The following is a 22,211-nucleotide window of genomic DNA, read 5'->3' on the forward strand; positions in this document are numbered from 1 at the left end:
CGCCGGTCGCGATATCGCAACACGGGGTTCAAATGGAGCGTATCGTGGATGATGAACATTCCGCTTCAGGTACCCCAAAATGAAAAACCTCGGCGCGCGCTTGAAAGAGGAGCGCAAATCCATGGGGCTTTCACAGCAGCAATTCGCGCAAATGGGCGGGGTCGAGGCCAATGCCCAGGGTAAGTACGAAAGTGGCGCCCGGGCCCCTCGTTCGGACTACTTGGTAGCGTTGGGTTTCAAGGGCGTGGATGTTCTCTATCTGCTATCGGGTGCTCGTATGCCAGTGTCGCTGGATACGCTCGACGATGCCGAAAAAGCCATGCTGCTGAACTATCGGGTGCTGACCAAGCCGGATCAAAGCGCGATCGGCCAATTGACGTGGTCATTGGCGGGCTGTCTGCCCCATTCCAGGCTTGAAGGCTGATAGGGTTGCTCGGAAATATATGAAACGTATATGATTCGTATATTCAAATCGAGGTGACCCATGGGCCTGGTAAAGATTTCCGAACAGATGCACGCCAATATCCGCGCCGCCAGTGCGGCGCTCAGTCGCTCCATCAACGCCCAGGCCGAACACTGGATGCGTGTCGGCATGCTTGCCGAGCTGCACCCATCCCTGGACTACAGCGAAATCTGCCAGATGCTGATCCGGGCCGAGGCGGCAGGCGGTACTTTGCTCAGTGCCCAGGCGGGCGACATCGCTTCGATCACCGCGTCTGAGCGGGAGGCCTCCTGATGAGTGGGCCAATTACGTTCAAGACTGAAGAAGATCTGGTGCACCTGCGGGTAGCCGGGCGTCTGGCTGCCCAGGTGCTTGAAATGATCAAGCCCCACGTCAAGGCCGGGGTCAGTACCGAGGCGCTGGACGATATCTGCAATGATTTCATCGTCAAGGAACTCAAGGTCATCCCGGCCAATGTCGGCTACCACGGTTTTACCAAGACCACCTGCACATCACCCAATGCGGTGGTGTGTCACGGCATTCCGTCTCCCCAGGACATCCTCAAGGACGGCGACATCATCAATATCGATGTGGCGGTGATCAAGGATGGCTGGTACGGCGATACCAGCCGCATGTACCTGGTCGGTGAAGTCAGCCCCTTGGCGCGACGTCTGGTGCATACCACTTATGAAGCGACGCGGGCGGGGATCCATGCGGTGCGTCCCGGCGCGACGCTGGGAGATATCGGTCATGCAATCCAGACCGTGGCACATCGTGAGGGATTCAGCGTAGTGCGCGAATATTGCGGCCATGGCATCGGCCGCAACTACCACGAAGAGCCCCAGGTGCTGCACTACGGCACGCCAGGCAAGGGCCTCAAGCTCAAAGCGGGAATGGTCTTCACCATTGAGCCGATGATCAACGCCGGTAAGCCTGGGACCAAAACCCTCGCCGATGGCTGGACGGTCCTGACCCGGGATCTTTCCCTGTCCGCGCAGTGGGAGCATATGGTGGCGGTGACTGATAAGGGGTTTGAGCTGCTGACGCCATGGCCCGAGGGGACCGGCGAATATCCTGCTATCTGAAACATCAGCCCCGGCCCTGCGGCCGGGGCTGATATTTTCAGTTACCGATGCTGTTGTGGTTCTTTTTCCAGTGCACCTGGGTAATGCCAAACCCTTCGGCCTGAAGAATCGCCAGCATGACCGGCCCGGCGGCGACGTTGCCACTGACTGTCCCGACACCCGCGTGCAGTGTCGCGAAATGCAGGGCATCGCTTTCACAGAGATGAGCTGCCTGATGGCGAAAGTGCCGTTGTTCGCCACGAAACCTATAGTGAATCTCAAAATCCTTCTGACTATTCATTATTGCTCTCGCCTGTGAGACGTATCCAATACGTCGCTCTAAATGTGTACTTCCGGTGTACATAACCGCACCTGGAGGTGGGCCACTTCATTTTCGAGATCGAAACAGGCATGCAAAAACTTCAAGCGGCCATGAATCGGACTGCTTTCTCTGAGGGGATAAGGAGTTCTCCGGGAAATCCGGAAGCTCGAAATTTACATCCTTTTACATGATTTTGAACCGTCGCCGGATGAGCGGCGGCAACCACCCTCAATTCGAGGGGTGGTTGGCCCCGAGGCCTCCAAAACACTGGGGTTGTTAGTGTGTTTGCATGGCCTCGAAGTGTCCTGACGCAAGCGTGAAAGTTGGCGTCAGCCAGCTGTCGTTCAGTTCTAGCGACAGGCCTTCATATTGACCGGGCCGACGAACTCATTGCCGTGGCCCATGACGCAAGCGACCCGCTGATTGCGTTGCAGCTCCCAGCTTTCTACCGGGTAGGTCTTGTTCCAGGCTTGATAAAGCTGAGTGTCCTGGCGGGACAACGGCAGGTTGTACTGTTTGCTCATATAGAAGTAAGTCCGGGCGATCATTCCGCGAATCGATGGCCGGGGCATGACTTTCTTTGCCTTGAAGTCGACCTGGGTCAGGCAGGCGCCGTATTGGCCTTTCTGCACCGGCAGCCAGCCGAAACTGAAGTTGTTACGGTCGCCATTTACTTCGCCGATACTGGGGACCAGGTTGTGCAGGTCGGCTTCGGCGCGCTGGTAAACCGCATCGCTTTTCGTGCAGTTCTTGCGTCCGCCACTCTGCCAGCATTGACGCAGGTGGCCGATCTGCCAGGCCGGAACAATGTGCTCCCATTCGATGCGTTTGGCACGGTTGGCGTTCTTGCGCGGGACATAGCCGCAGGCGGCAAGGTCAACGCGGTTGCCCGTGTATTTGCAGCCGCAGTAGAACTCGGTGGACTGCGGCGCATAGAGGCCCCAGGCAAGTTTTTTGGCCTCGCTGAATGTGCGCGGTGCTTCGGCGTGGGCGACGGCGGTAAAGGCGAGGGTAGTGCACAGCAGGGTAAAAAAACGAACCATCATGCCGTCAGTCTTCCTTGGGCACTGTCCAGAAAATCTGCACACCGCCATCATCGCGATAGGCGAGAGTGACGTTGTCGTTCTCGGCAATTTCTTCGAGCAACTGCGCCCAGTCATCTTCCAGCTCATCGGGTTGGCGGAAGATCAAGGCTGCCCTGGCCTTCTGCGCACTGGTGGAGTTGATGATCTTCTGTACCCGGGTACCGAGACGTTGGTAGGCGGTCAAGGAGGGCGCGGCGGCCGCTGATGTTGTCACGAGATGATCCTTAAATTGGCTGTACGCATATACAGTATTTCAATGCCGAATGTTTCGCAACATCAGCGTGAAGCGACGGGTTGCAGAACCAATCTGCCGGGGATTGATCTCAACGCTATGCAGGCACTTTTCAGAACGGAGTCCTTATGAAACGCAGATACTGGCTTATGCCCGCAGCGGCAGGAATTTTTGCTGTATTGGCTGGCTGTTCCACCCCGGCGGTCGTCACTTTGCAGAACGGCACTCAGTACATCACCCGTGACGCACCGAAGACGAAAACCACAGACGGTTTTTATGAATTCGAGGACATTTCCGGCAAGACCGTAAAGGTGCGGGCTGACGAAGTGGCTACAGTCAAACCGCAGGATTGACCGCTTTTCGGCATCTTGGTTCAGTTTTGCGGCTATCCTCGTCGTCTTCCTCCGTGGAATCTCGGTGCTGAATTGTTTCACTTGTGCGCTTTTGCGACAGGCTCGTTCAACATGCCGATTCTGTCGTATTTTCGCGATTGACAAAGCCCTTCGCGGTTGTTCATAGTTGATAGACGCAAACGTTTGCGCGAGCGGCTATACTGACCGTTGTTCGCGCAAAATCGTTGCAATCATCGAAGTCCTTAAAATAATCATAAGACTGGAGTGAACCCCCATGAAGCTGCCATTCGCTGGACGCCTTCTCGCTGTCGCCATGCTCACCGCTGCCGCCGCAGCCATGCCTCTCTCTGCCGCCTATGCAGATACTGCCAAGCCCAAAGTCGCCCTGGTCATGAAATCCCTGGCCAACGAATTCTTCCTGACCATGGAAGACGGCGCCAAGGCTTATCAGAAAGACCACAGCGGCGATTTCGACCTGGTGTCCAACGGCATCAAGGATGAGTCCGACACTGCTGCGCAAATCAGGATCGTCGAGCAGATGATCGTGTCCAAGGTCGATGCCCTGGTCATTGCTCCTGCGGACTCCAAGGCCCTGGTGCCGATTATCAAGAAAGCCATGGATGCCGGGATCAAGGTCGTGAATATCGACAACCAGCTTGATGGCGATGTGCTCAAGAGCAAAAGCATTGAAGTGCCTTTCGTAGGCCCGAACAACCGCAAGGGTTCGAAATTGGTGGGTGACTACCTGGCCAAGCAGCTCAAGGCCGGTGATCAGGTCGGCATCATTGAAGGCGTGCCAACCACCACCAACGCCCAGCAGCGCACCGCCGGCTTCAAGGATGCGATGGACGCCGCGCAGATCAAGGTTGTTTCGACGCAATCGGGTAACTGGGAAATTGACCAGGGCAACAAGGTTGCCTCGGCCATGATGACCCAATATCCGGACCTCAAGGCGCTGCTCGCGGGCAACGACAGCATGGCTCTGGGCGCAGTTGCTGCGGTACGTGCCGCAGGCAAGGCGGGCAAGGTTCAGGTCGTTGGCTATGACGACATCAAAGCCATCCAGCCGATGCTCAAGGACGGTCGTGTCCTGGCTACCGCCAACCAATTCGCCGCCAAACAAGCGGTTTTCGGTATCGAGACGGCCTTGAAAATGGTCAAGGGCGAGAAAGTCGATATCAAGGATGGCGTGATCGAAACGCCGGTTGAGCTCGTCACCAAATAATCGCGTCTGAACAACAGCGCCTGCCCGCCCCCTGCGGCAGGCGCGTGGAGAGCTTTATGTCAGCGTCTGCCCAGGCCGCTGTGCTGTCTGTCAGCGGTATCGGTAAAACCTACGCCCAACCTGTTCTCGGCGACATCGACCTGACCTTGATGCGCGGCGAAGTGCTGGCCTTGACCGGCGAAAACGGTGCGGGCAAGAGCACCTTGTCGAAGATCATCGGCGGTCTGGTCGTCCCCACTACAGGGAGCATGCAGTTCCAGGGCAAGCCCTTTGAGCCGGCCAGTCGTACCCAGGCCGAACGCCTGGGTGTGCGTATGGTGATGCAGGAGCTGAACCTGCTGCCCACGCTGTCGGTGGCGGAAAATCTGTTTCTCGATAACCTGCCCAGTCGCGGCGGCTGGATCAATCGCAAGCGCCTGCGCGCAGATGCGATCCAGGCCATGGCCCAGGTCGGTCTCGATGCGATTGATCCGGATACTCCGGTCGGTGAGCTGGGCATTGGTCATCAGCAGATGGTCGAAATTGCCCGTAACCTGATCGGCGATTGTCATGTGCTGATTCTCGACGAGCCGACGGCGATGCTGACCGCCCGGGAAGTCGAGATGCTGTTCGAGCAGATCACTCGCCTGCAGGCCCGGGGCGTGTCGATCATCTATATCTCCCATCGCCTCGAAGAACTGGCCAGGGTCGCCCAGCGCATTGCGGTACTGCGTGATGGCCGCCTGGTCTGCGTCGAACCGATCGCCAACTACAACAGCGAGCAACTGGTGACCCTGATGGTCGGTCGCGAACTGGGTGAGCACATCGACCTTGGCCAGCGTTCCATTGGTGACGTGGCCCTGTCTGTCAAAGGGCTGGGGCGCGCGGGCAAGGTCAAGGATGTGTCTTTTGAGGTGCGCAGCGGCGAGATCTATGGCATTTCCGGGCTGATTGGCGCCGGGCGTACCGAGTTGTTACGGCTTATCTACGGTGCGGATCTGGCGGATAGTGGTCACATAGAAATTGGCAGCCCGCTACGCGTCGCCAGCATTCGCTCGCCGGTGGATGCTGTGGCCCATGGCATCGCGCTGATCACCGAGGATCGCAAGGGTGAAGGGCTGCTGCTGAGCCAGTCCATCAGTGCCAATATTGCCTTGGGCAATATGGAAGCCATTTCCAGCAAAGGCATCGTCAATCACGGCGATGAAACCCGTCTGGCCCAGCGTCAGGTCGAGGCCATGCGCATTCGCAGTTCCAGTCCTGGGCAACTGGTCTCCGAGCTGTCCGGCGGCAACCAGCAGAAAGTGGTGATCGGTCGTTGGCTTGAACGCGACTGCCCGGTGATGCTGTTCGACGAGCCCACCCGGGGTATCGATGTCGGTGCCAAATTCGATATTTACACGTTGCTTGGCGAATTGACTCGCCAAGGCAGGGCGCTGGTAGTGGTTTCCAGCGACCTGCGCGAGCTGATGCTGATCTGTGATCGCATCGCTGTCTTGTCGGATGGTCGGCTGATCGACACCTTCGAGCGCGACAACTGGACCCAGGATGAACTGTTGGCCGCCGCCTTTGCCGGCTATCAAAAACGCGATGCTCTGCTCAATGACGCAGCGCCCGGGAACGACTCATGAAAACTTCCACTTCGACTCAAGCACTGCCAGTATCGACCAAGCGCAGCGGCACATATTTCGGCCTTGGCACCTATCTGGGCCTGGCCGGTGCCTTGCTCGCGATGATCGTGCTGTTCTCGCTGCTCAGCGATCATTTCCTGTCCTACGAGACCTTCAGCACCTTGGCCAACCAGATCCCGGACCTGATGGTCCTCTCGGTGGGCATGACCTTTATCCTGATCATCGGTGGCATTGACCTGTCAGTTGGCTCGGTGCTGGCCCTGGCCGCTTCGGCGGTGAGCGTGGCCATGCTGGGCTGGGGCTGGAGCGTGTTTCCGGCGGCGCTGCTGGGTATCGCCTGCGCGACGCTGGCGGGCACTATCACCGGCTCTATCACCGTAGCCTGGCGCATTCCATCCTTTATCGTCTCCCTGGGCGTGCTGGAGATGGCTCGTGGCGTGGCCTACCAGATGACCAATTCGCGTACCGCCTATATAGGCGACTCATTCGCCTGGCTCTCCGATCCGATTGCGTTCGGTATTTCGCCGTCGTTCATCATTGCCCTGCTCATTATCCTGCTGGCCCAGGCGGTATTGACCCGCACTGTGTTCGGTCGCTACCTGATCGGCATCGGCACCAATGAAGAAGCCGTGCGTCTGGCCGGTATCAATCCAAAGCCCTACAAGATCCTGGTGTTTTCCCTGATGGGTTTGTTGGCGGGCGTCGCGGCGCTGTTTCAGATTTCACGTCTGGAAGCGGCCGATCCCAATGCCGGTTCCGGTCTGGAGCTGCAGGTCATCGCCGCTGTGGTCATCGGTGGAACCAGTCTGATGGGCGGGCGTGGCTCGGTGATCAGTACCTTCTTCGGCGTACTGATCATTTCGGTGCTGGCTGCAGGACTGGCGCAGATCGGTGCAAGCGAGCCGACCAAGCGCATCATCACCGGCGCAGTGATCGTCATCGCCGTGGTCCTGGATACTTACCGTAGCAATCGCGCACGGCGGCAGAGCTGACATGGCTACCATCAAAGATGTTGCGGCAATGGCAGGGATTTCCTACACGACGGTATCCCATGTTCTCAATAAGACCCGGCCGGTCAGCGATGAGGTCCGGATCAAGGTCGAGGCGGCCATCGCCCAACTCGACTACGTCCCCAGTGCTGTCGCCCGCTCCCTTAAGGCCAAGGCCACCTCGACTATCGGGCTGTTGATCCCCAACGGCATCAACCCGTACTTCGCCGAGCTGGCCCGGGGCATCGAGGATTACTGCGAGCGCAACGGCTTTTGCGTGATCCTCTGCAACTCCGATGATAACCCCGACAAGCAGCGCAGCTACCTGCGGGTGTTGCTGGAGAAGCGCGTCGATGGCCTGATCGTCTCGTCGGTGGGTGGGGATACCGAGCAGGCGGCCGGAGGGCTGGCTGCCGTACGCACGCCGATGGTGATTGTCGACCGTGAGCTGGACGGTATTGCTGCCGATCTGGTGCGTATTGATCACGAATTGGGTGCTTATCTGGCGACCCGGCATTTGCTGGAGCTGGGGCACCGCCATATCGCCTGTATCTGCGGCCCGGCCCAGACCAGCGTGGCTGTCTTGCGTCTGGCCGGTTACCAGCGGGCCATGAGTGAGGCGGGTATCGAAGTGCCGCAGAGTTGGATCGCGCAAAGCGACTTCACCAGCCCCGGAGGTTATGCGGCTGCGGTCGGCTTGTTGGCGGCTGACCCGCCCACCGCGATTTTCGCCGGTAACGACATGATCGGTATCGGCGTGCTGCGAGCCGCTGCGGAACGCAATATTCGCGTGCCCGCCCACCTGTCGGTGATCGGCTTCGACGATATCGAAATGAGCCGTTATGTCTATCCGGCGTTGACGACTGTAGGGCAGTCGATCCTGCAACTGGGTGAGACTGCGGCTGAAGTGTTGCTGCGGCGCATCGCGACCCAGGGGGCCTTACCCGCAGAGAAGCGCGTTGTTGCGCCGAGCATTGTCTTGCGCGAGTCGACGGCGCCGCCGGGCAATGCGTTCAGCGAATATCGTTGAGTTACTGTAATGACTGGATTGAAGAGTGTGGAAGTCATGCAAGCAAAAGTAGTGGTTGTGGGCAGCCTGAACATGGATCTGGTCATCCGCGCACCGCGCCTGCCGCGAGCCGGAGAGACCCTGGCAGGCGAGTCATTCGCCACCGTGCCGGGGGGCAAGGGCGCCAACCAGGCCGTCGCCGCAGCGCGTTTGGGCGCCAGCGTGGCGATGATCGGTTGTTTGGGTAACGATGCCTATGGCGAGCAATTGCGCGGGGCTTTGTTGGCGGAGCAGATCGACTGCCAGGCCGTAACCGGACTGGACAACGTACCGACAGGTATCGCCTCGATTGTCGTCGATGACAGCAGCCAGAATGCGATCATCATTGTCGCCGGGGGTAATGGCCAACTGACCCCTGAGCGGGTTTCGGGCTTTGATCATTTGCTGGCATCGGCTGAAGTGGTCATTTGCCAGCTCGAAGTGCCGGTGCCGACCGTGGCCCATACCCTCCAGCGCGCCCGCGAACTGGGCAAGATCGTTATTCTCAATCCAGCCCCGGCCGTGGCGGCGTTGCCTGCGCAATGGTATGCCCTGATCGATTACCTGATCCCCAACGAAACCGAGGCGGCAATCCTTACCGGCCTGCCGGTGGACTCCCTGGCTTCTGCCGAGGCTGCGGCCGCGGCACTGATCGTTGCCGGAGCTGGCAAGGTGCTGATTACCCTGGGTGAGCAGGGCGCAGTGTTCGCCAATGGTCAGAGTTTCGAGCATTTCCCAGCGCGCAAGGTACAGGCCTTGGATACCACTGCGGCGGGGGATACCTTTGTTGGTGGTTTCGCCGCCGCATTGTCCCAGGGTTTGAGCGAGGCCGAGGCGATTCGCTTTGGTCAGGCTGCCGCAGCCCTGTCGGTTACGCGGGCGGGTGCCCAGCCCTCGATTCCGTCCTTTAATGAAGTCCAGGCGAGCCTTTGCGCATGAAAAAGACCCCCTTGCTCAACATTGCCTTGTCCCGGGCGATCGCTTCCCTGGGCCATGGCGATATCGTCATGATCGTCGACGCCGGTATGCCGGTACCGCCAGGCGTGGAGCTGATCGATCTGGCCCTGACCCATGGCGTCCCGGATTTCGTCAGTGTGCTGAATATCGTGCTGACCGAGATGCAGGTCGAAAGCCATGTGCTGGCTGAAGAGATGCTGCTCAAGCAACCGCCTGCACTGGCTGTGGTGCAGAACCTGGGCGAGGCGGGCGCATTGGGTGAGCAACGCCTGCTCAGCCACGAAGCACTGAAAGAGTTGAGTCGGCGAGCCAAGGCGATAGTGCGCACTGGCGAGTGCCAGCCCTACACCAATATTGCTTTGGTAGCCGGCGTGGTTTTTTAACAATATTTTTCAAACCAGGAACAGGGAGTTCCCATGTTATATCTGAAACGCTTGATCAGGAGCGCAATGCTTTTGTCCATTCTCGCTGCCACTACCGTGTATGGCGCGCAGACGCGCGATCTGATCATCGACACTGATCCCGGTGCCGACGATGTCGTGGCGCTGCTACTGGCCTTGGCATCGCCTGAAGAACTGAACGTACTGGCCATCACCACGGTGGCGGGCAATGTGCGGCTGGACAAGACCTCGCGCAATGCTCGTCTGGCGCGGGAGTGGGCAGGGCGCGAAGACGTGCCGGTATACGCCGGGGCGCCAAAGCCACTGGTACGCACGCCGATCTATGCCGAAAACATTCACGGCCAGGAAGGCCTGCCGGGTGTCACGGTGCATGAGCCGGCCAAAGGCCTCGCCGAAGGCGACGCGGTCGATTATTTGATCAATACCCTGCGCAAGGCCAGCCCTCACAGCGTCACCATCGCCATGCTCGGGCCGCAGACCAATCTGGCTCTGGCGCTGATCCAGGCCCCGGAGATTACCCAGGGCATCAAGGAAGTGGTAGTGATGGGCGGGGCGCATTTCAATGGCGGCAATATCACCCCGACAGCGGAGTTCAATCTGTTCGCCGATCCCCATGCCGCGCAGGTAGTGCTGGCCAGTGGTGTCAAGCTGACCTATGTGCCGCTGGACGTCACCCACAAGATCCTCACCAGTGAGCAGCGCCTCAAGCAGATCGAGGCGTTGAACAACGGCGCAGGCAAGCTGGTCAAGGGCATTCTCGATGAGTACGTCAAGGCGGACATGGTGCACTACGGCTTGCCCGGCGGGCCTGTGCATGATGCCAGTGTGATCGCCTGGCTGCTCAAGCCTGAGCTGTTTTCGGGGCGCCAAGTCAATCTGGTGATCGACAGCCGTGATGGGCCGACATTCGGCCAGACCATCGCCGACTGGTACGGCACTCTGGGCCACGATAAGAACGTGTTCTGGGTCGAGAACGGTGATGCCCAGGGCTTCTTCGATCTATTGAGTCAGCGACTGGCGCGTCTTAAATAGGTGATGAGGCCAAGGTGGTGTCGGACTCTGCCGGATAGCGCGCAAGGATCTGGCCGATAAACGCCTGGGCGCCACCGGTGCCCAACTCCTTGACCAGCAGGTCGATGGCGATGATGGTGAGTTCTTCCGGGCTCGAAGGGCTGTGGGAGCACTGTCCTTGTGGCCATCTGGCCTTGATGTCCGCATCAATGGATACAACTGCCATTGTGTGTCTCGTCTCTGACTGGGTGAAAAAACGCCCTGGAACGGGCGCCGGGTAGCGACAGTAAATCATTGTTGCCGCTGTTTGGGCACTGCGACTTAGGCATGATTGAGCGCCCTGGAATCGTTTTGTGACGATTTCGCCGACCTCGGGGCGCCTCCAATCGTGCAGACTCGCGTTCCTTGATTTGCCCGACCTGTGCAACCATCGCGTTTATTCACGGTCGCAAGGTTCTGAGTTTGTTTATCTATCAAGGAGGCTGTATGCCCTGGAAAGTCACATCGCTTGGTTTTATCGTCGCCACCTTGATTCTGGGCGGTTGCAGCACCTCTGAGTCCACGTCGAGCGCGGCCCCTGCGGCAACCGGCGCCGCCGCCAGTGAAAATACCCGTTGTGATGCCAGTACGGCTCAGTTTGCAGTCGGCAAGCCCGCTTCGGCAGCCCTGCTCGAGCAGGCGCGCAGCAAGTCCGGCGCCCGTACGGCCCGCGTCCTTGGCCCCAATGACATGATCACCCTGGAATATCGCTCTGATCGCCTGAACCTGAACACCGACAGCAGCGCCACTGTCATCCGTGTCAATTGCGGCTGATACCGGGCAGCGTTGCCGCTCATAAAAAAACCCCGTCGATAACGGGGTTTTTTTCAAGCATCTGAATGATCAGACTACTTTTACTTCCTCAGCCTGCATGCCTTTCTGGCCTTTAGCAGCTACGAAAGAAACAGTCTGGCCTTCTTTCAGGCTTTTGAAACCGTCGCTCTGGATAGCCTTGAAGTGTACGAACAGGTCGTCACCGCCACCCTGTGGAGTGATAAAGCCGAAGCCTTTTTCATCGTTGAACCATTTTACGGTGCCGGTTTGGCGATTAGACATGGTGTATCTCCAAAAACATAATTTTTCAGTAGTGCGTGCTGCTCAGGCCGATAGGCACACCGGGCTATCATAGTCCAAATGTGTCGAAGTAGAGCCATTTCGCTTAGCAGTTTGCGCACTGGTAGATAATATTGCGAAATTATCGCTGTTTGTTTTCAGGTCGATACGCTATTCGCGCGAACCAGACCGCAGCTGCACCTCAAGCAATTCAAGGCCTGCAGCCACTTTCCAGTAAACAGGCATGCGCCCGACAAGTGCTGTCGGGCGTCGGAAAATATTTTGTTACTTTCCTTTGGCGCAGTCTTCAGTCACTGCCGTCCTCAAGCGGGTGGTTAATGCATCCGGAGGCGTGGCTGAGGCGCTGAGGGTCTTGATTTCGGCGTCCGAGAAATGCTTGTTCACCGAGTTGGCGCCGCAGGTGCAGTAGGCCTGAGCCGCTTTGGCATCAAGCTTCTGGCTGGCGGCGGCCATGCAGTTCTGGGTGAAGTTATCCCGGGTCGCCTTGTCCATGGCGGCGTTGGCGCTCAATGGCAGGACCAGTGCCACAGGGGCGAGCAGGGCGAGAAGACGGAATGTGTTCATGCGTTCTCCTTGTTCAAATGTGCCCCTTGCAGGGCAGGATTCTCACAAGGTCTGACGGTCAATAGCCCCGACGGTTCACTCTGCGTGCGAAATGCCTGTGTTTTGATTGATTTATGTATGCATGTGTAACGCCAGAGCTGTGATAGGATGCGCGTCCTTGATTTTACTCGTGGCGTATGGCTGAAGATTCGCCAGCCCCGCGTAGTGAAGTTTCGTTGAATTCCAGTCATCTGGTTCGGTTCAAGGTTGGCCGCAAGGCTCCTGCCACTGTGAGGCGGGTATACCACCGGATCAATACTGGCTCATCCCAACCCATGTGACCTTTGGTAGGGGTCACCACTAGGAGAGGAGGCGCCATGCCAACTATTACTCTTCCCGACGGCAGTCAGCGTTCGTTCGATCATTCTGTATCCGTAGCCGATGTTGCGCTTTCCATTGGCGCAGGCCTGGCCAAGGCGACCATCGCCGGCAAGGTCAACGGCCAACTGGTCGACGCCAGCGACATGATCGATGGCGACGCAACCCTGCAAATCATCACCTCCAAGGATCAGGAAGGACTGGAAATCATCCGTCACTCCTGCGCTCACCTGGTAGGTCACGCCGTCAAGCAACTGTACCCGACTGCGAAAATGGTCATCGGTCCGGTGATCGACGAAGGTTTTTACTACGACATCGCCTATGAGCGTCCTTTTACTCCGGACGACCTGGCTGCGATCGAACAGCGCATGCAGCAGCTGATCGAGAAAGATTACGACGTGATCAAGAAAGTCACGCCGCGCGCCGAAGTGATCGAGGTGTTCACCGCCCGTCACGAGGACTACAAGCTGCGCCTCGTCGAAGACATGCCCGATCAGCAAACCATGGGCCTGTACTATCACGAAGAATATGTCGACATGTGCCGCGGTCCGCACGTGCCGAATACCCGTTTCCTGAAATCGTTCAAGCTGACCAAGCTGTCCGGTGCCTACTGGCGCGGCGATGCGAAGAACGAACAGCTGCAGCGTGTCTACGGCACCGCCTGGGCTGACAAGAAACAACTGGCTGCCTACATCCAGCGTATCGAAGAAGCTGAAAAGCGCGACCATCGCAAGATCGGCAAGCGCCTGGGTCTGTTTCATACCCAGGAAGAAGCGCCGGGTATGGTGTTCTGGCACCCACAGGGCTGGACCCTGTATCAGGTGCTCGAGCAGTACATGCGCAAGGTTCAGCGCGAAAACGGCTATCTGGAAATCAAGACGCCGCAAGTGGTTGACCGTTCGCTCTGGGAGAAGTCCGGGCACTGGGCCAACTACGCCGAGAACATGTTCACCACGCAGTCCGAAAACCGCGACTACGCCATCAAGCCGATGAACTGCCCTTGCCATGTGCAGGTGTTCAATCAGGGCCTGAAGAGCTACCGCGAGCTGCCTTTGCGTCTGGCCGAGTTCGGTGCCTGCCACCGTAACGAGCCGTCGGGTGCGTTGCACGGCATCATGCGTGTGCGTGGCTTTACTCAGGACGACGCGCACATCTTCTGCACTGAAGAGCAGATGCAGAGCGAGTCGGCAGCTTTCATCAAGCTGACTCTGGATGTGTACGCAGATTTCGGCTTCAAGGATATCGAGCTCAAGCTGTCGACTCGTCCTGAGAAACGCGTGGGTTCCGACGAGCTGTGGGATCGCGCCGAGGCTGCTCTGGCATCTGCGCTGGATAGCGCCGGTCTGCCTTATCAGCTGCAACCGGGCGAGGGCGCTTTCTACGGTCCGAAAATCGAGTTTTCGCTGAAGGATTGTCTGGGTCGTGTCTGGCAGTGCGGTACCCTGCAGCTCGATTTCAACCTGCCGATCCGTTTGAGCGCCGAGTATGTTTCGGAAGATAACGGTCGTAAGCATCCGGTCATGTTGCACCGTGCAATTCTCGGTTCCTTCGAGCGTTTCATCGGGATTTTGATCGAGCACTACGAAGGTGCGTTCCCGGCCTGGCTGGCGCCTACGCAGGCAGTGATCATGAATATCACTGATAAACAGGCAGATTTTGCCCTTGACGTAGAAAAAACTCTGTCGGAAAGCGGATTTCGTGCCAAGTCCGACTTGAGAAATGAAAAGATCGGCTTTAAAATCCGCGAGCATACTTTGCTCAAGGTTCCCTATCTCCTCGTTATCGGAGATCGGGAGGTTGAAACGCAAACTGTCGCTGTGCGTACTCGTGAAGGCGCTGACCTTGGCTCGATGCCGGTCGCCCAATTCGCTGAGTTCCTCGCTCAAGCGGTTTCCCGGCGTGGTCGCCAAGATTCGGAGTAATTATTATTAAGCGTGAAATGAGACAAGATAAACGAGCTGCACCGAAGGCCCCGATCAACGAGAATATCTCGGCACGCGAGGTTCGGTTAATTGGCGCTGACGGCGAGCAGATTGGCATCGTCTCGATTGATGAAGCGCTTCGTATTGCTGAAGAAGCCAAGCTCGACCTGGTAGAAATCTCTGCCGATGCAATCCCGCCAGTCTGTCGTGTGATGGACTACGGTAAATCGATCTTCGAGAAGAAGAAACAGATTGCTGCGGCAAAGAAAAACCAGAAGCAGATTCAGGTAAAAGAAATCAAGTTTCGTCCAGGGACGGAGGAAGGGGATTACCAGGTAAAACTACGCAACCTGGTACGTTTCCTGAGTGACGGGGACAGGGCCAAGATCTCGTTGAGATTTCGCGGTCGTGAGATGGCCCACCAGGAGCTGGGTATGGAACTGTTGAAGCGGGTTGAAGGTGACCTGCTCGAATACGGGACCGTCGAACAGCATCCTAAGATGGAAGGACGCCAGCTGATTATGGTCATCGCCCCGAAAAAGAAGAAATAACCACCAGGGCACGGCAGGCCTTGCGGTTATGTTTATCAACTGAATGCGGAGTATCCGAACATGCCAAAGATGAAGACTAAAAGTGGTGCAGCTAAGCGGTTTCTGAAAACCGCTAACGGCATCAAGCACAAGCACGCTTTCAAGAGCCACATCCTGACCAAAATGTCGACCAAGCGTAAGCGTCAACTGCGCGGTAGCAGCTTGCTGCATCCGTCTGACGTGGCAAAAGTCGAGCGCATGCTGCGCCTTCGTTAATTTTGATCAAGAATAGAGGAAGTAACTCATGGCTCGTGTAAAGCGTGGCGTCATTGCCCGTAAGCGTCACAAAAAAATTCTGAAACTTGCTAAAGGCTACTACGGCGCGCGTTCACGCGTATTCCGTGTTGCCAAGCAAGCGGTAATCAAGGCAGGCCAATACGCCTACCGTGACCGTCGTCAGAAAAAACGTCAGTTCCGCGCTCTGTGGATCGCTCGTATCAACGCTGGTGCGCGTATCAACGGTCTGTCCTACAGCCGTTTCATCGCTGGCCTGAAAAAAGCGTCGATCGAAATCGACCGTAAGGTTCTGGCTGATCTGGCAGTGAACGAAAAAGCGGCGTTTGCTGCGATTGTCGAGAAAGCTAAAGCCACCTTGGCTTAAGTCCCCGACAATCATCGCTCCCCACGGGGAGCGGTGCTAAACGTCATAAATAGGGGAAGAGCCTTTTAAGCTCTTCCCCTATTTCGTATCTGGAGTCTGTACATGGAAAACCTGGACGCGCTGGTCTCTCAAGCACTTGAGGCTGTGCAAAGCGCCGAAGACATCAATGCCCTGGAGCAAATCCGGGTTCACTATCTCGGCAAGAAAGGCGAGTTGACTCAGGTGATGAAGACCCTGGGCAATCTGCCGGCTGAAGAGCGTCCGCAAATCGGTGCGCTGATCAACGAAGCCAAGGAGCGTGTCACAGAGGTTCTCAATACGCGTAAAGCGGCTTTCGAAGAGGCAGAACTGACTGCAAAGCTCTCGGCCGAACGTATTGACGTGACCCTGCCGGGACGTGGCCAGGCTTCTGGCGGTCTGCATCCGATTACCCGGACTCTGGAACGTATCGAACAATTCTTCACCCACATCGGCTACGGCATCGCCGAAGGCCCTGAGGTCGAAGACGATTACCATAACTTCGAAGCGCTCAACATCCCGGGCCACCACCCAGCCCGTTCGATGCATGACACCTTCTATTTCAACGCAAACATGCTGCTGCGCACTCATACCTCGCCGGTACAGGTCCGCACCATGGAAGCGAACAAGCCGCCGATCCGCATCGTCTGCCCAGGCCGTGTGTACCGTAGCGACTCGGATATCACCCACTCGCCGATGTTCCACCAGATCGAAGGTCTGTTGGTTGATCGCGATATCAACTTCGCCGACCTCAAAGGCACCATCGAAGAGTTCCTGCGGGTGTTCTTCGAGAAAGAACTGGCCGTGCGTTTCCGTCCTTCGTACTTCCCGTTCACCGAGCCATCCGCTGAAGTCGACATGGAATGCGTGATGTGTAGCGGCAAGGGCTGTCGTGTCTGCAAGCAGACCGGCTGGCTGGAAGTCATGGGCTGCGGCATGGTGCACCCGAACGTACTGCGCATGTCCGGCATCGACCCTGAAGAGTTCCAGGGCTTTGCATTCGGCATGGGCGTGGAGCGTCTGGCCATGCTGCGTTACGGCGTCAATGACTTGCGCCTGTTCTTCGACAACGACTTGCGGTTCCTCGCGCAATTTCGCTAGGTCGCCCGTCGATAACGAAACTTTCAGGAGAGCAGGATGAAATTCAGTGAACAATGGCTGCGCGGCTGGGTAAGCCCGCAGGTTTCCCGAGACGAGTTGGTTGCTCGTCTGTCGATGGCCGGTCTTGAGGTTGACAGCGTGACGCTGGCCGCCGGCGTCTTCAGCGGTGTGGTTGTCGGCGAAGTGCTGAGCACCGAACAACACCCTGATGCTGACAAGCTGCGTGTTTGTCAGGTCAGCAATGGTAGCGAGACCTTCCAGGTTGTCTGTGGCGCGCCTAATGTGCGCCCAGGCCTGAAGATTCCGTTCGCCATGATCGGTGCTGAGCTGCCGGGCGACTTCAAGATCAAGAAAGCCAAGTTGCGCGGTGTCGAGTCCAACGGCATGCTGTGCTCCCAGTCCGAGCTGCAAGTGGGCGAGGGCAACGACGGCTTGATGGAGCTGCCGGCTGACGCGCCGGTGGGCCAGGATTTCCGGGTTTACCTGGAGCTGGACGATGCCAGCATCGAAGTCGACCTGACACCGAACCGTGGCGACTGCCTGTCGGTGGCCGGCTTGGCCCGTGAAGTCGGCGCGCTGTACGACGCCAAGGTTACACGCCCGCAGATCGCTGCTGTGCCCGTGACTCACGACGAAGTGCGTTCGGTTGAGGTGCTGGCGCCCAAGGCTTGCCCGCGCTATCTGGGCCGGGTGATCCGCAACGTCGACCTGTCGCGGCCGACGCCGCTGTGGATGGTCGAGCGTCTGCGTCGTTCCGAAGTGCGCAGCATCGACGCTGCCGTCGACATCACCAACTACGTCATGCTCGAACTGGGTCAGCCGCTGCACGCGTTCGACCTGGCCGAGATCAATGGCGGCATTCGTGTGCGCATGGCGCAAGAGGGCGAGAAGCTGGTGCTGCTGGACGGCCAGGAAGTCAGCCTGCGCGCCGATACCCTGGTTATCGCCGACCACCAACGTGCCCTGGCCATCGCCGGTGTCATGGGTGGCGAGCACAGCGGTGTTTCCAGTACGACGCGTGACATTTTCCTGGAAAGCGCCTTCTTCGATCAGATCGCTGTCGCGGGCAAGGCCCGTTCCTACGGCCTACACACCGATGCCTCGCACCGCTACGAGCGTGGCGTTGACTGGCAGCTGGCTCGCGAAGCCATGGAGCGCGCGACTGGCCTGCTGCTGGAAATCACTGGCGGTGAAGCCGGTCCGGTTATCGAAACCGTCAGCGAGCAGGATCTGCCCTCCATTGCGCCAGTGACCCTGCGCGCCGAGCGTATCGAGCAAATGCTCGGCATGCAGATGGATGCCGCCGAAATCGAGCGCCTGCTGTCCGCCCTCGGCCTGACCATTTCCAGCGAAACCGCCGGACAATGGCGTGTCGAAGTACCAAGCCATCGTTTCGATATCTCGCTTGAAGTCGACCTGATCGAAGAGCTGGCCCGTCTGTATGGCTACAACCGCCTGCCGGTTCGTTACCCGCAAGCGCGTCTGGCGCCACAGGCCAACGCCGAATCCAGGGCTGGTTTACCTGCGCTGCGTCGCCTGCTGGTCGCCCGTGGCTATCAGGAAGCTATCACCTATAGCTTCATCGATCCGAAGTGGTTTGAGCTGTTCAACCCGGGCGTCGCGCCGCTGCTGCTGGCCAACCCGATCTCCAACGACATGGCGGCCATGCGTTCGTCGCTGTGGCCGGGCCTGGTCAAGGCGCTGCAACACAACCTCAACCGTCAGCAGGATCGTATTCGCCTGTTCGAAAGCGGCCTGCGTTTCGTCGGCCAACTGGACGGCTTGAAGCAAGAGCCGATGCTGGCGGGCGTCATCTGCGGCAGCCGTCTGCCGGAAGGCTGGGCGCAAGGTCGTGATGCTGTCGATTTCTTCGACATCAAGGCTGACGTCGAAGCGGTATTGGGCTTTTCCGGTGCGCTGGATGAATTCACGTTCACCCCAGGCCAGCACCCAGCCCTGCACCCGGGCCAGACGGCGCGCATTGAGCGCGATGGTCGCGAAGTCGGTTACCTCGGAGCCTTGCACCCTGAGCTGGTGAAGAGCCTCGGGCTTGATCGTGCGGTCTTCGTTTTCGAACTGATCCTGGACGAAGTTGTTACAGGACGTTTGCCGAAATTCCACGAGCTGTCGCGCTTCCCTGAAGTGCGCCGCGACCTGGCATTGCTGGCTGATCTGGACGTTCCAGCAAGCTCGGTTCTTGACGTTATTCGCGAAAATGCCGGGGAGTGGCTCACGGACCTCAGGTTATTTGACGTTTATCAGGGTAAAGGTATTGATCCGCATAGAAAAAGCCTTGCAGTTGGCTTGACCTGGCAACATCCTTCGCGCACTCTTAATGACGATGAGGTCAATGCGACTACGCATGCGATCCTCACCTCACTCGAGGAAAGATTAAACGCCACGTTAAGGAAGTAGCGTATGGGGGCTCTGACGAAAGCTGAGATGGCCGAACGTCTGTACGAAGAGCTAGGCCTGAATAAACGAGAAGCCAAGGAATTGGTAGAGCTGTTCTTTGAAGAGATCAGGCATGCTCTGGAGGATAACGAGCAGGTCAAATTGTCCGGTTTCGGCAATTTCGACTTGCGCGATAAACGCCAGCGGCCTGGTCGCAATCCAAAGACGGGGGAAGAAATTCCCATCACCGCTCGCCGTGTGGTCACCTTTCGCCCAGGGCAGAAACTGAAAGCCCGAGTTGAGGCTTATGCTGGAACCAAGTCATAACGACGAGCTACCGCCCATTCCCGGTAAACGCTACTTCACCATTGGTGAAGTCAGCGAGCTGTGTGCCGTAAAGCCACACGTGCTACGTTACTGGGAGCAGGAGTTCCCCCAGCTCAACCCGGTCAAGCGCCGCGGAAACCGCCGGTATTATCAGCGCCAGGATGTGCTGATGATCCGGCAGATCCGTACCTTGCTCTACGACCAAGGCTTCACCATCGGCGGTGCGCGTCTGCGCCTGTCCAGCGACGAGGTCAAGGACGATACCCTGCAATACAAGCAACTGATCCGGCAGATGATCGCCGAACTGGAAGACGTTTTGGTGCTGCTGCGTACATAACGCAAACGAAATCAGATACTTCCAAAATTCAAAAGCTTAGGGTATATTCCTGATCGTTTTCGCAGCAAGCGTCAACAGATTCACGCCTAGTCGGGGCGTAGCGCAGTCCGGTAGCGCACTAGCATGGGGTGCTAGGGGTCGAGTGTTCGAATCACTCCGTCCCGACCATATATTTCTGAGTAAAATCAGACAGTTAAGCCGATCATCAAGGTCGGCTTTTTTGTGCGTGAAATTTTTGATCGAAATTAGGGCACATATAGGGCACATTGCTTTAGGGCACATTCGCAAGGCGGAAAAACTGGTTTGTCACTGCTCCCGACCTGTCACGCCCTGATTGGTCAACCCTAGGCCAAGCCAAAAATCGGGAAGTCGCTGGTAGCAGACCTTTCATCCGTTCAAAAGGCTATCAATGGGGCGCGATGATTCGATATGAATCCATGCCGGATGAGCGCCTTCTTTTCTGACGCGTCATCCCTCCCGGCACCCTTGCGGTACCCGCTGGGCTTTTCAGCCTCGGTGAACAGTTAGAACGGGATTGCTTCGTCGAACGGATCGTACGACTTATGCGGCACTCTGGGGACGATGAGAGGGGACACGACGAAAAGGTTGACGATGTCCTCTCTGTCCATAAAAAGAATTTGGCTGCGCTTGGACTGGTCTAGCTTATTGCCGATCCAGTTGCGAGCCGATTTGGTGATCTCACCACCCGCAACGATGAAGGCGTGATCGACGAGTACTCTTCTGTTGAGCTCGGAATCGAAGATTTCATGGCCCAGCATCATCAGCACCTGGTTGTGGATCTCTGCAACATTTGCCTGGCCGCCTTTGCTCACACTTGATGCATCCAGCTTGCCCTTCTTCACCTGAATCCCGAAATACAATACATGCTGGGTGGGAAGGACGAACTTCATCCAGATGTCTTTTCCGTACTCCAAGGCCTTGTCTTTGTGGCCTGCTGAGGTGATCCGGGCGAAGCCAAGTTGACGGAGTAGTGGGAGCAGGGCAACCTCAATCAGCTCATCCTCGGAGCACTGGTCAAGGTACTCAACCAGTCGGGCTTTCTTCTCGGTCTCTGCAGCCGTGAGAGGGCGGTGGGGGTTCGCTGATGCGCTTGCAACTGCGCCAGTACCGATATGCCTGAGGTAGCACTGGTCGTCATCAGCATAAAACGCTTCAAACCCTTCGCGCTTGATCGCACCATTCAGGGCCTTGAGCGCCAACAGCCGGGGAGTGGTTTCGTTAAAGGCATCCTCGCTGTCCATGAGCACCCGAATCACCCTAAGCATGGCGTCCGAGGGCATTTGGGATTTCGCCGAGGGAAAGTCGAGGATCTTTTGCAGCACGTCTGCAACCCAGAATCGACGCGTAGTGCCGTCATGGACGAAATCGGTGTCGGCATCCCTGAAGAAGCGTGTCAGCCTAGGGCCGCTCAAGTATTGAAAATACTCCTTAGTGTTTTCGCCACAGATCATGTCTGCAAGCTGCTCCAAGGTTCGTGCTTTCCATTTCATCCTTAGATCCACCACTTGGCCAACCAACGATTATTGAACAATGCGCTTTAGGATCAACAGGCCCATGGCATTCCTGCGCATGCTGATCTGGCTGTATTTTGAGTGCAGTCATCATACGCCATCGTTGATAGGGCGAGGCGGCAGCACCGGCTCTTGAGGTTAAGGGCTTTCAGCTAGGAGGCGTGTTGGGCTATCTCGCGAGAGGCTGAAAAAAATAGCAACCTACGAATTTTGCAACGGCTGCCTGGGCCAGTCTCTTTTTTGGTAGCTGTCTTTGAGGTCAAAAAGACGCTTCAGAAAGCAGGGCTTCGAGCGTCCCCCAAGGACTGGGATGACTTTGTGTCGCTTAGAGCGCCTCTCAGGGTGCATCTGTTTGCTTACCTGCAGCGTTACCTCATCGCGCGCTCGCTGGCCTCAGCTGCTGTACTTGATAATCGAATTGCCGGCGATTTGGGACTTTGAGGTTCCTTCGGGATATGGGCACTAGCGAGTGCAAGGCAGATATTCCTGCGGAGCAACCCAACACATGCGACGTGGAGAAGCTGCATGGTGGCACTGCGGATGATGCTTAGGACGTGTGGCATCTGCACCGAGCGCGAATTATCATGATGTCACTTTAATGTTGAATTGGCGTCGG

27 protein-coding genes and 1 tRNA gene are annotated in these 22,211 nt (G+C 57.5%); 21 read left to right on the forward strand and 7 right to left on the reverse strand.

The window, feature by feature from the left end:
* Nucleotides 1–79 precede the first annotated feature (79 nt).
* From M2401_RS22715 to map, 3 genes are read left to right on the forward strand one after another with little or no spacing between them, the layout of a single operon-like run.
* Nucleotides 80–424 (forward strand): helix-turn-helix domain-containing protein, encoded by a 345-nt coding sequence (locus M2401_RS22715; RefSeq protein WP_259106092.1) that lies wholly within the window; start codon nucleotides 80–82, stop codon nucleotides 422–424.
* 60 nt (nucleotides 425–484) lie between these two features.
* A complete protein-coding gene (locus tag M2401_RS22720; protein WP_259106093.1) occupies nucleotides 485–736 on the forward strand; it encodes a ParD-like family protein in 252 nt (83 codons plus the stop codon).
* Nucleotides 736–1,527, forward strand: a complete 792-nt coding sequence (gene map / locus M2401_RS22725) for a type I methionyl aminopeptidase (protein WP_259106094.1) — start codon at nucleotides 736–738, stop codon at nucleotides 1,525–1,527. The genes M2401_RS22720 and map overlap by 1 nt, the downstream gene beginning before the upstream one ends.
* A 37-nt stretch (nucleotides 1,528–1,564) precedes the next feature.
* Here the strand turns inward: map and M2401_RS22730 are convergent, their stop codons facing one another.
* The 3 genes from M2401_RS22730 to M2401_RS22740 all read right to left on the reverse strand — a co-directional run bounded on the left by M2401_RS22730 (nucleotide 1,565) and on the right by M2401_RS22740 (nucleotide 3,127).
* A complete protein-coding gene (locus M2401_RS22730; protein WP_259106095.1) occupies nucleotides 1,565–1,807 on the reverse strand; it encodes a DUF6555 family protein in 243 nt (80 codons plus the stop codon).
* 371 nt (nucleotides 1,808–2,178) lie between these two features.
* On the reverse strand, nucleotides 2,179–2,874 hold the full coding sequence (locus M2401_RS22735) for an endonuclease I family protein (protein ID WP_259106096.1): 696 nt from the start codon (nucleotides 2,872–2,874) through the stop codon (nucleotides 2,179–2,181).
* Between the two features lie 4 nt (nucleotides 2,875–2,878).
* The gene (locus M2401_RS22740) at nucleotides 2,879–3,127 is read right to left on the reverse strand and encodes a DUF1654 domain-containing protein (RefSeq protein WP_259106097.1); all 249 of its coding nucleotides are present in this window, start codon (nucleotides 3,125–3,127) and stop codon (nucleotides 2,879–2,881) included.
* Between the two features lie 146 nt (nucleotides 3,128–3,273).
* On the opposite strand from M2401_RS22740, the gene M2401_RS22745 reads away from it, so the two are divergent.
* From M2401_RS22745 to M2401_RS22780, 8 genes are all read left to right on the forward strand, one after another.
* Complete coding sequence (locus M2401_RS22745; RefSeq protein WP_259106098.1) at nucleotides 3,274–3,498, forward strand: YgdI/YgdR family lipoprotein; 225 nt, start codon at nucleotides 3,274–3,276, stop codon at nucleotides 3,496–3,498.
* A gap of 274 nt (nucleotides 3,499–3,772) precedes the next feature.
* Nucleotides 3,773–4,723, forward strand: coding sequence for a sugar ABC transporter substrate-binding protein (locus M2401_RS22750; protein WP_259106099.1), 951 nt, complete (start codon nucleotides 3,773–3,775; stop codon nucleotides 4,721–4,723).
* A 56-nt stretch (nucleotides 4,724–4,779) separates the two neighbouring features.
* Complete coding sequence (locus tag M2401_RS22755) at nucleotides 4,780–6,333, forward strand: sugar ABC transporter ATP-binding protein (RefSeq protein WP_259106100.1); 1,554 nt, start codon at nucleotides 4,780–4,782, stop codon at nucleotides 6,331–6,333.
* A complete protein-coding gene (locus M2401_RS22760; RefSeq protein WP_259106101.1) occupies nucleotides 6,330–7,325 on the forward strand; it encodes an ABC transporter permease in 996 nt (331 codons plus the stop codon). Before M2401_RS22755 ends, M2401_RS22760 begins: the two co-directional genes overlap by 4 nt.
* Before the next feature lies 1 nt (nucleotide 7,326).
* Entirely contained in the window at nucleotides 7,327–8,352 is a 1,026-nt protein-coding gene (locus M2401_RS22765; RefSeq protein WP_259106102.1) for a LacI family DNA-binding transcriptional regulator, read from the forward strand.
* A 36-nt stretch (nucleotides 8,353–8,388) separates the two neighbouring features.
* Entirely contained in the window at nucleotides 8,389–9,309 is a 921-nt protein-coding gene (gene rbsK, locus M2401_RS22770; RefSeq protein ID WP_259106103.1) for a ribokinase, read from the forward strand.
* Nucleotides 9,306–9,710, forward strand: a complete 405-nt coding sequence (gene rbsD / locus M2401_RS22775) for a D-ribose pyranase (protein WP_259106104.1) — start codon at nucleotides 9,306–9,308, stop codon at nucleotides 9,708–9,710. The genes rbsK and rbsD overlap by 4 nt, the downstream gene beginning before the upstream one ends.
* Before the next feature lie 33 nt (nucleotides 9,711–9,743).
* Nucleotides 9,744–10,760: a nucleoside hydrolase gene (locus tag M2401_RS22780; protein WP_259106105.1), complete on the forward strand. Its 1,017-nt coding sequence runs from the start codon at nucleotides 9,744–9,746 to the stop codon at nucleotides 10,758–10,760.
* On the opposite strand, the gene M2401_RS22785 is transcribed toward M2401_RS22780, so the two are convergent.
* The gene (locus M2401_RS22785) at nucleotides 10,753–10,965 is read right to left on the reverse strand and encodes a hypothetical protein (RefSeq protein ID WP_259106106.1); all 213 of its coding nucleotides are present in this window, start codon (nucleotides 10,963–10,965) and stop codon (nucleotides 10,753–10,755) included. The two genes, M2401_RS22780 and M2401_RS22785, sit on opposite strands and share 8 nt — an antisense overlap.
* Nucleotides 10,966–11,225: 260 nt before the next feature.
* Between M2401_RS22785 and M2401_RS22790 the strand changes: the two genes are divergently transcribed.
* The gene (locus M2401_RS22790; protein ID WP_259106107.1) at nucleotides 11,226–11,552 is read left to right on the forward strand and encodes an I78 family peptidase inhibitor; all 327 of its coding nucleotides are present in this window, start codon (nucleotides 11,226–11,228) and stop codon (nucleotides 11,550–11,552) included.
* A gap of 69 nt (nucleotides 11,553–11,621) precedes the next feature.
* On the opposite strand, the gene M2401_RS22795 is transcribed toward M2401_RS22790, so the two are convergent.
* The gene (locus tag M2401_RS22795) at nucleotides 11,622–11,834 is read right to left on the reverse strand and encodes a cold-shock protein (protein WP_259106108.1); all 213 of its coding nucleotides are present in this window, start codon (nucleotides 11,832–11,834) and stop codon (nucleotides 11,622–11,624) included.
* A 282-nt stretch (nucleotides 11,835–12,116) separates the two neighbouring features.
* Nucleotides 12,117–12,416, reverse strand: coding sequence for a hypothetical protein (locus M2401_RS22800; protein WP_259106109.1), 300 nt, complete (start codon nucleotides 12,414–12,416; stop codon nucleotides 12,117–12,119).
* Between the two features lie 356 nt (nucleotides 12,417–12,772).
* On the opposite strand from M2401_RS22800, the gene thrS reads away from it, so the two are divergent.
* From thrS to M2401_RS22845, 9 genes are all read left to right on the forward strand, one after another.
* Complete coding sequence (gene thrS, locus M2401_RS22805; RefSeq protein ID WP_259106110.1) at nucleotides 12,773–14,695, forward strand: threonine--tRNA ligase; 1,923 nt, start codon at nucleotides 12,773–12,775, stop codon at nucleotides 14,693–14,695.
* The gene (gene infC, locus M2401_RS22810; protein WP_259106282.1) at nucleotides 14,695–15,246 is read left to right on the forward strand and encodes a translation initiation factor IF-3; all 552 of its coding nucleotides are present in this window, start codon (nucleotides 14,695–14,697) and stop codon (nucleotides 15,244–15,246) included. Before thrS ends, infC begins: the two co-directional genes overlap by 1 nt.
* 60 nt (nucleotides 15,247–15,306) lie before the next feature.
* The gene (rpmI, locus tag M2401_RS22815) at nucleotides 15,307–15,501 is read left to right on the forward strand and encodes a 50S ribosomal protein L35 (RefSeq protein WP_002553160.1); all 195 of its coding nucleotides are present in this window, start codon (nucleotides 15,307–15,309) and stop codon (nucleotides 15,499–15,501) included.
* A gap of 28 nt (nucleotides 15,502–15,529) precedes the next feature.
* A complete protein-coding gene (rplT, locus tag M2401_RS22820; RefSeq protein ID WP_007905879.1) occupies nucleotides 15,530–15,886 on the forward strand; it encodes a 50S ribosomal protein L20 in 357 nt (118 codons plus the stop codon).
* A gap of 102 nt (nucleotides 15,887–15,988) precedes the next feature.
* Nucleotides 15,989–17,005 carry a phenylalanine--tRNA ligase subunit alpha gene (gene pheS / locus M2401_RS22825; RefSeq protein WP_259106111.1) on the forward strand — a complete coding sequence of 339 codons (1,017 nt, stop codon included), beginning with the start codon at nucleotides 15,989–15,991 and terminating at the stop codon, nucleotides 17,003–17,005.
* Between the two features lie 36 nt (nucleotides 17,006–17,041).
* Nucleotides 17,042–19,420, forward strand: a complete 2,379-nt coding sequence (gene pheT / locus M2401_RS22830; protein WP_259106112.1) for a phenylalanine--tRNA ligase subunit beta — start codon at nucleotides 17,042–17,044, stop codon at nucleotides 19,418–19,420.
* Nucleotides 19,421–19,423: 3 nt separating this feature from the next.
* Nucleotides 19,424–19,726: an integration host factor subunit alpha gene (ihfA, locus tag M2401_RS22835; RefSeq protein WP_002553164.1), complete on the forward strand. Its 303-nt coding sequence runs from the start codon at nucleotides 19,424–19,426 to the stop codon at nucleotides 19,724–19,726.
* On the forward strand, nucleotides 19,707–20,063 hold the full coding sequence (locus M2401_RS22840; protein ID WP_259106113.1) for a MerR family transcriptional regulator: 357 nt from the start codon (nucleotides 19,707–19,709) through the stop codon (nucleotides 20,061–20,063). Before ihfA ends, M2401_RS22840 begins: the two co-directional genes overlap by 20 nt.
* Nucleotides 20,064–20,154: 91 nt before the next feature.
* Nucleotides 20,155–20,231: transfer RNA gene (locus M2401_RS22845), tRNA-Pro, on the forward strand.
* A gap of 356 nt (nucleotides 20,232–20,587) precedes the next feature.
* On the opposite strand, the gene M2401_RS22850 is transcribed toward M2401_RS22845, so the two are convergent.
* Nucleotides 20,588–21,574 carry a hypothetical protein gene (locus M2401_RS22850; protein WP_259106114.1) on the reverse strand — a complete coding sequence of 329 codons (987 nt, stop codon included), beginning with the start codon at nucleotides 21,572–21,574 and terminating at the stop codon, nucleotides 20,588–20,590.
* Nucleotides 21,575–22,211 lie beyond the last annotated feature (637 nt).

Source organism: Pseudomonas sp. JUb42, from assembly GCF_024807945.1.
GTDB lineage: Bacteria > Pseudomonadota > Gammaproteobacteria > Pseudomonadales > Pseudomonadaceae > Aquipseudomonas.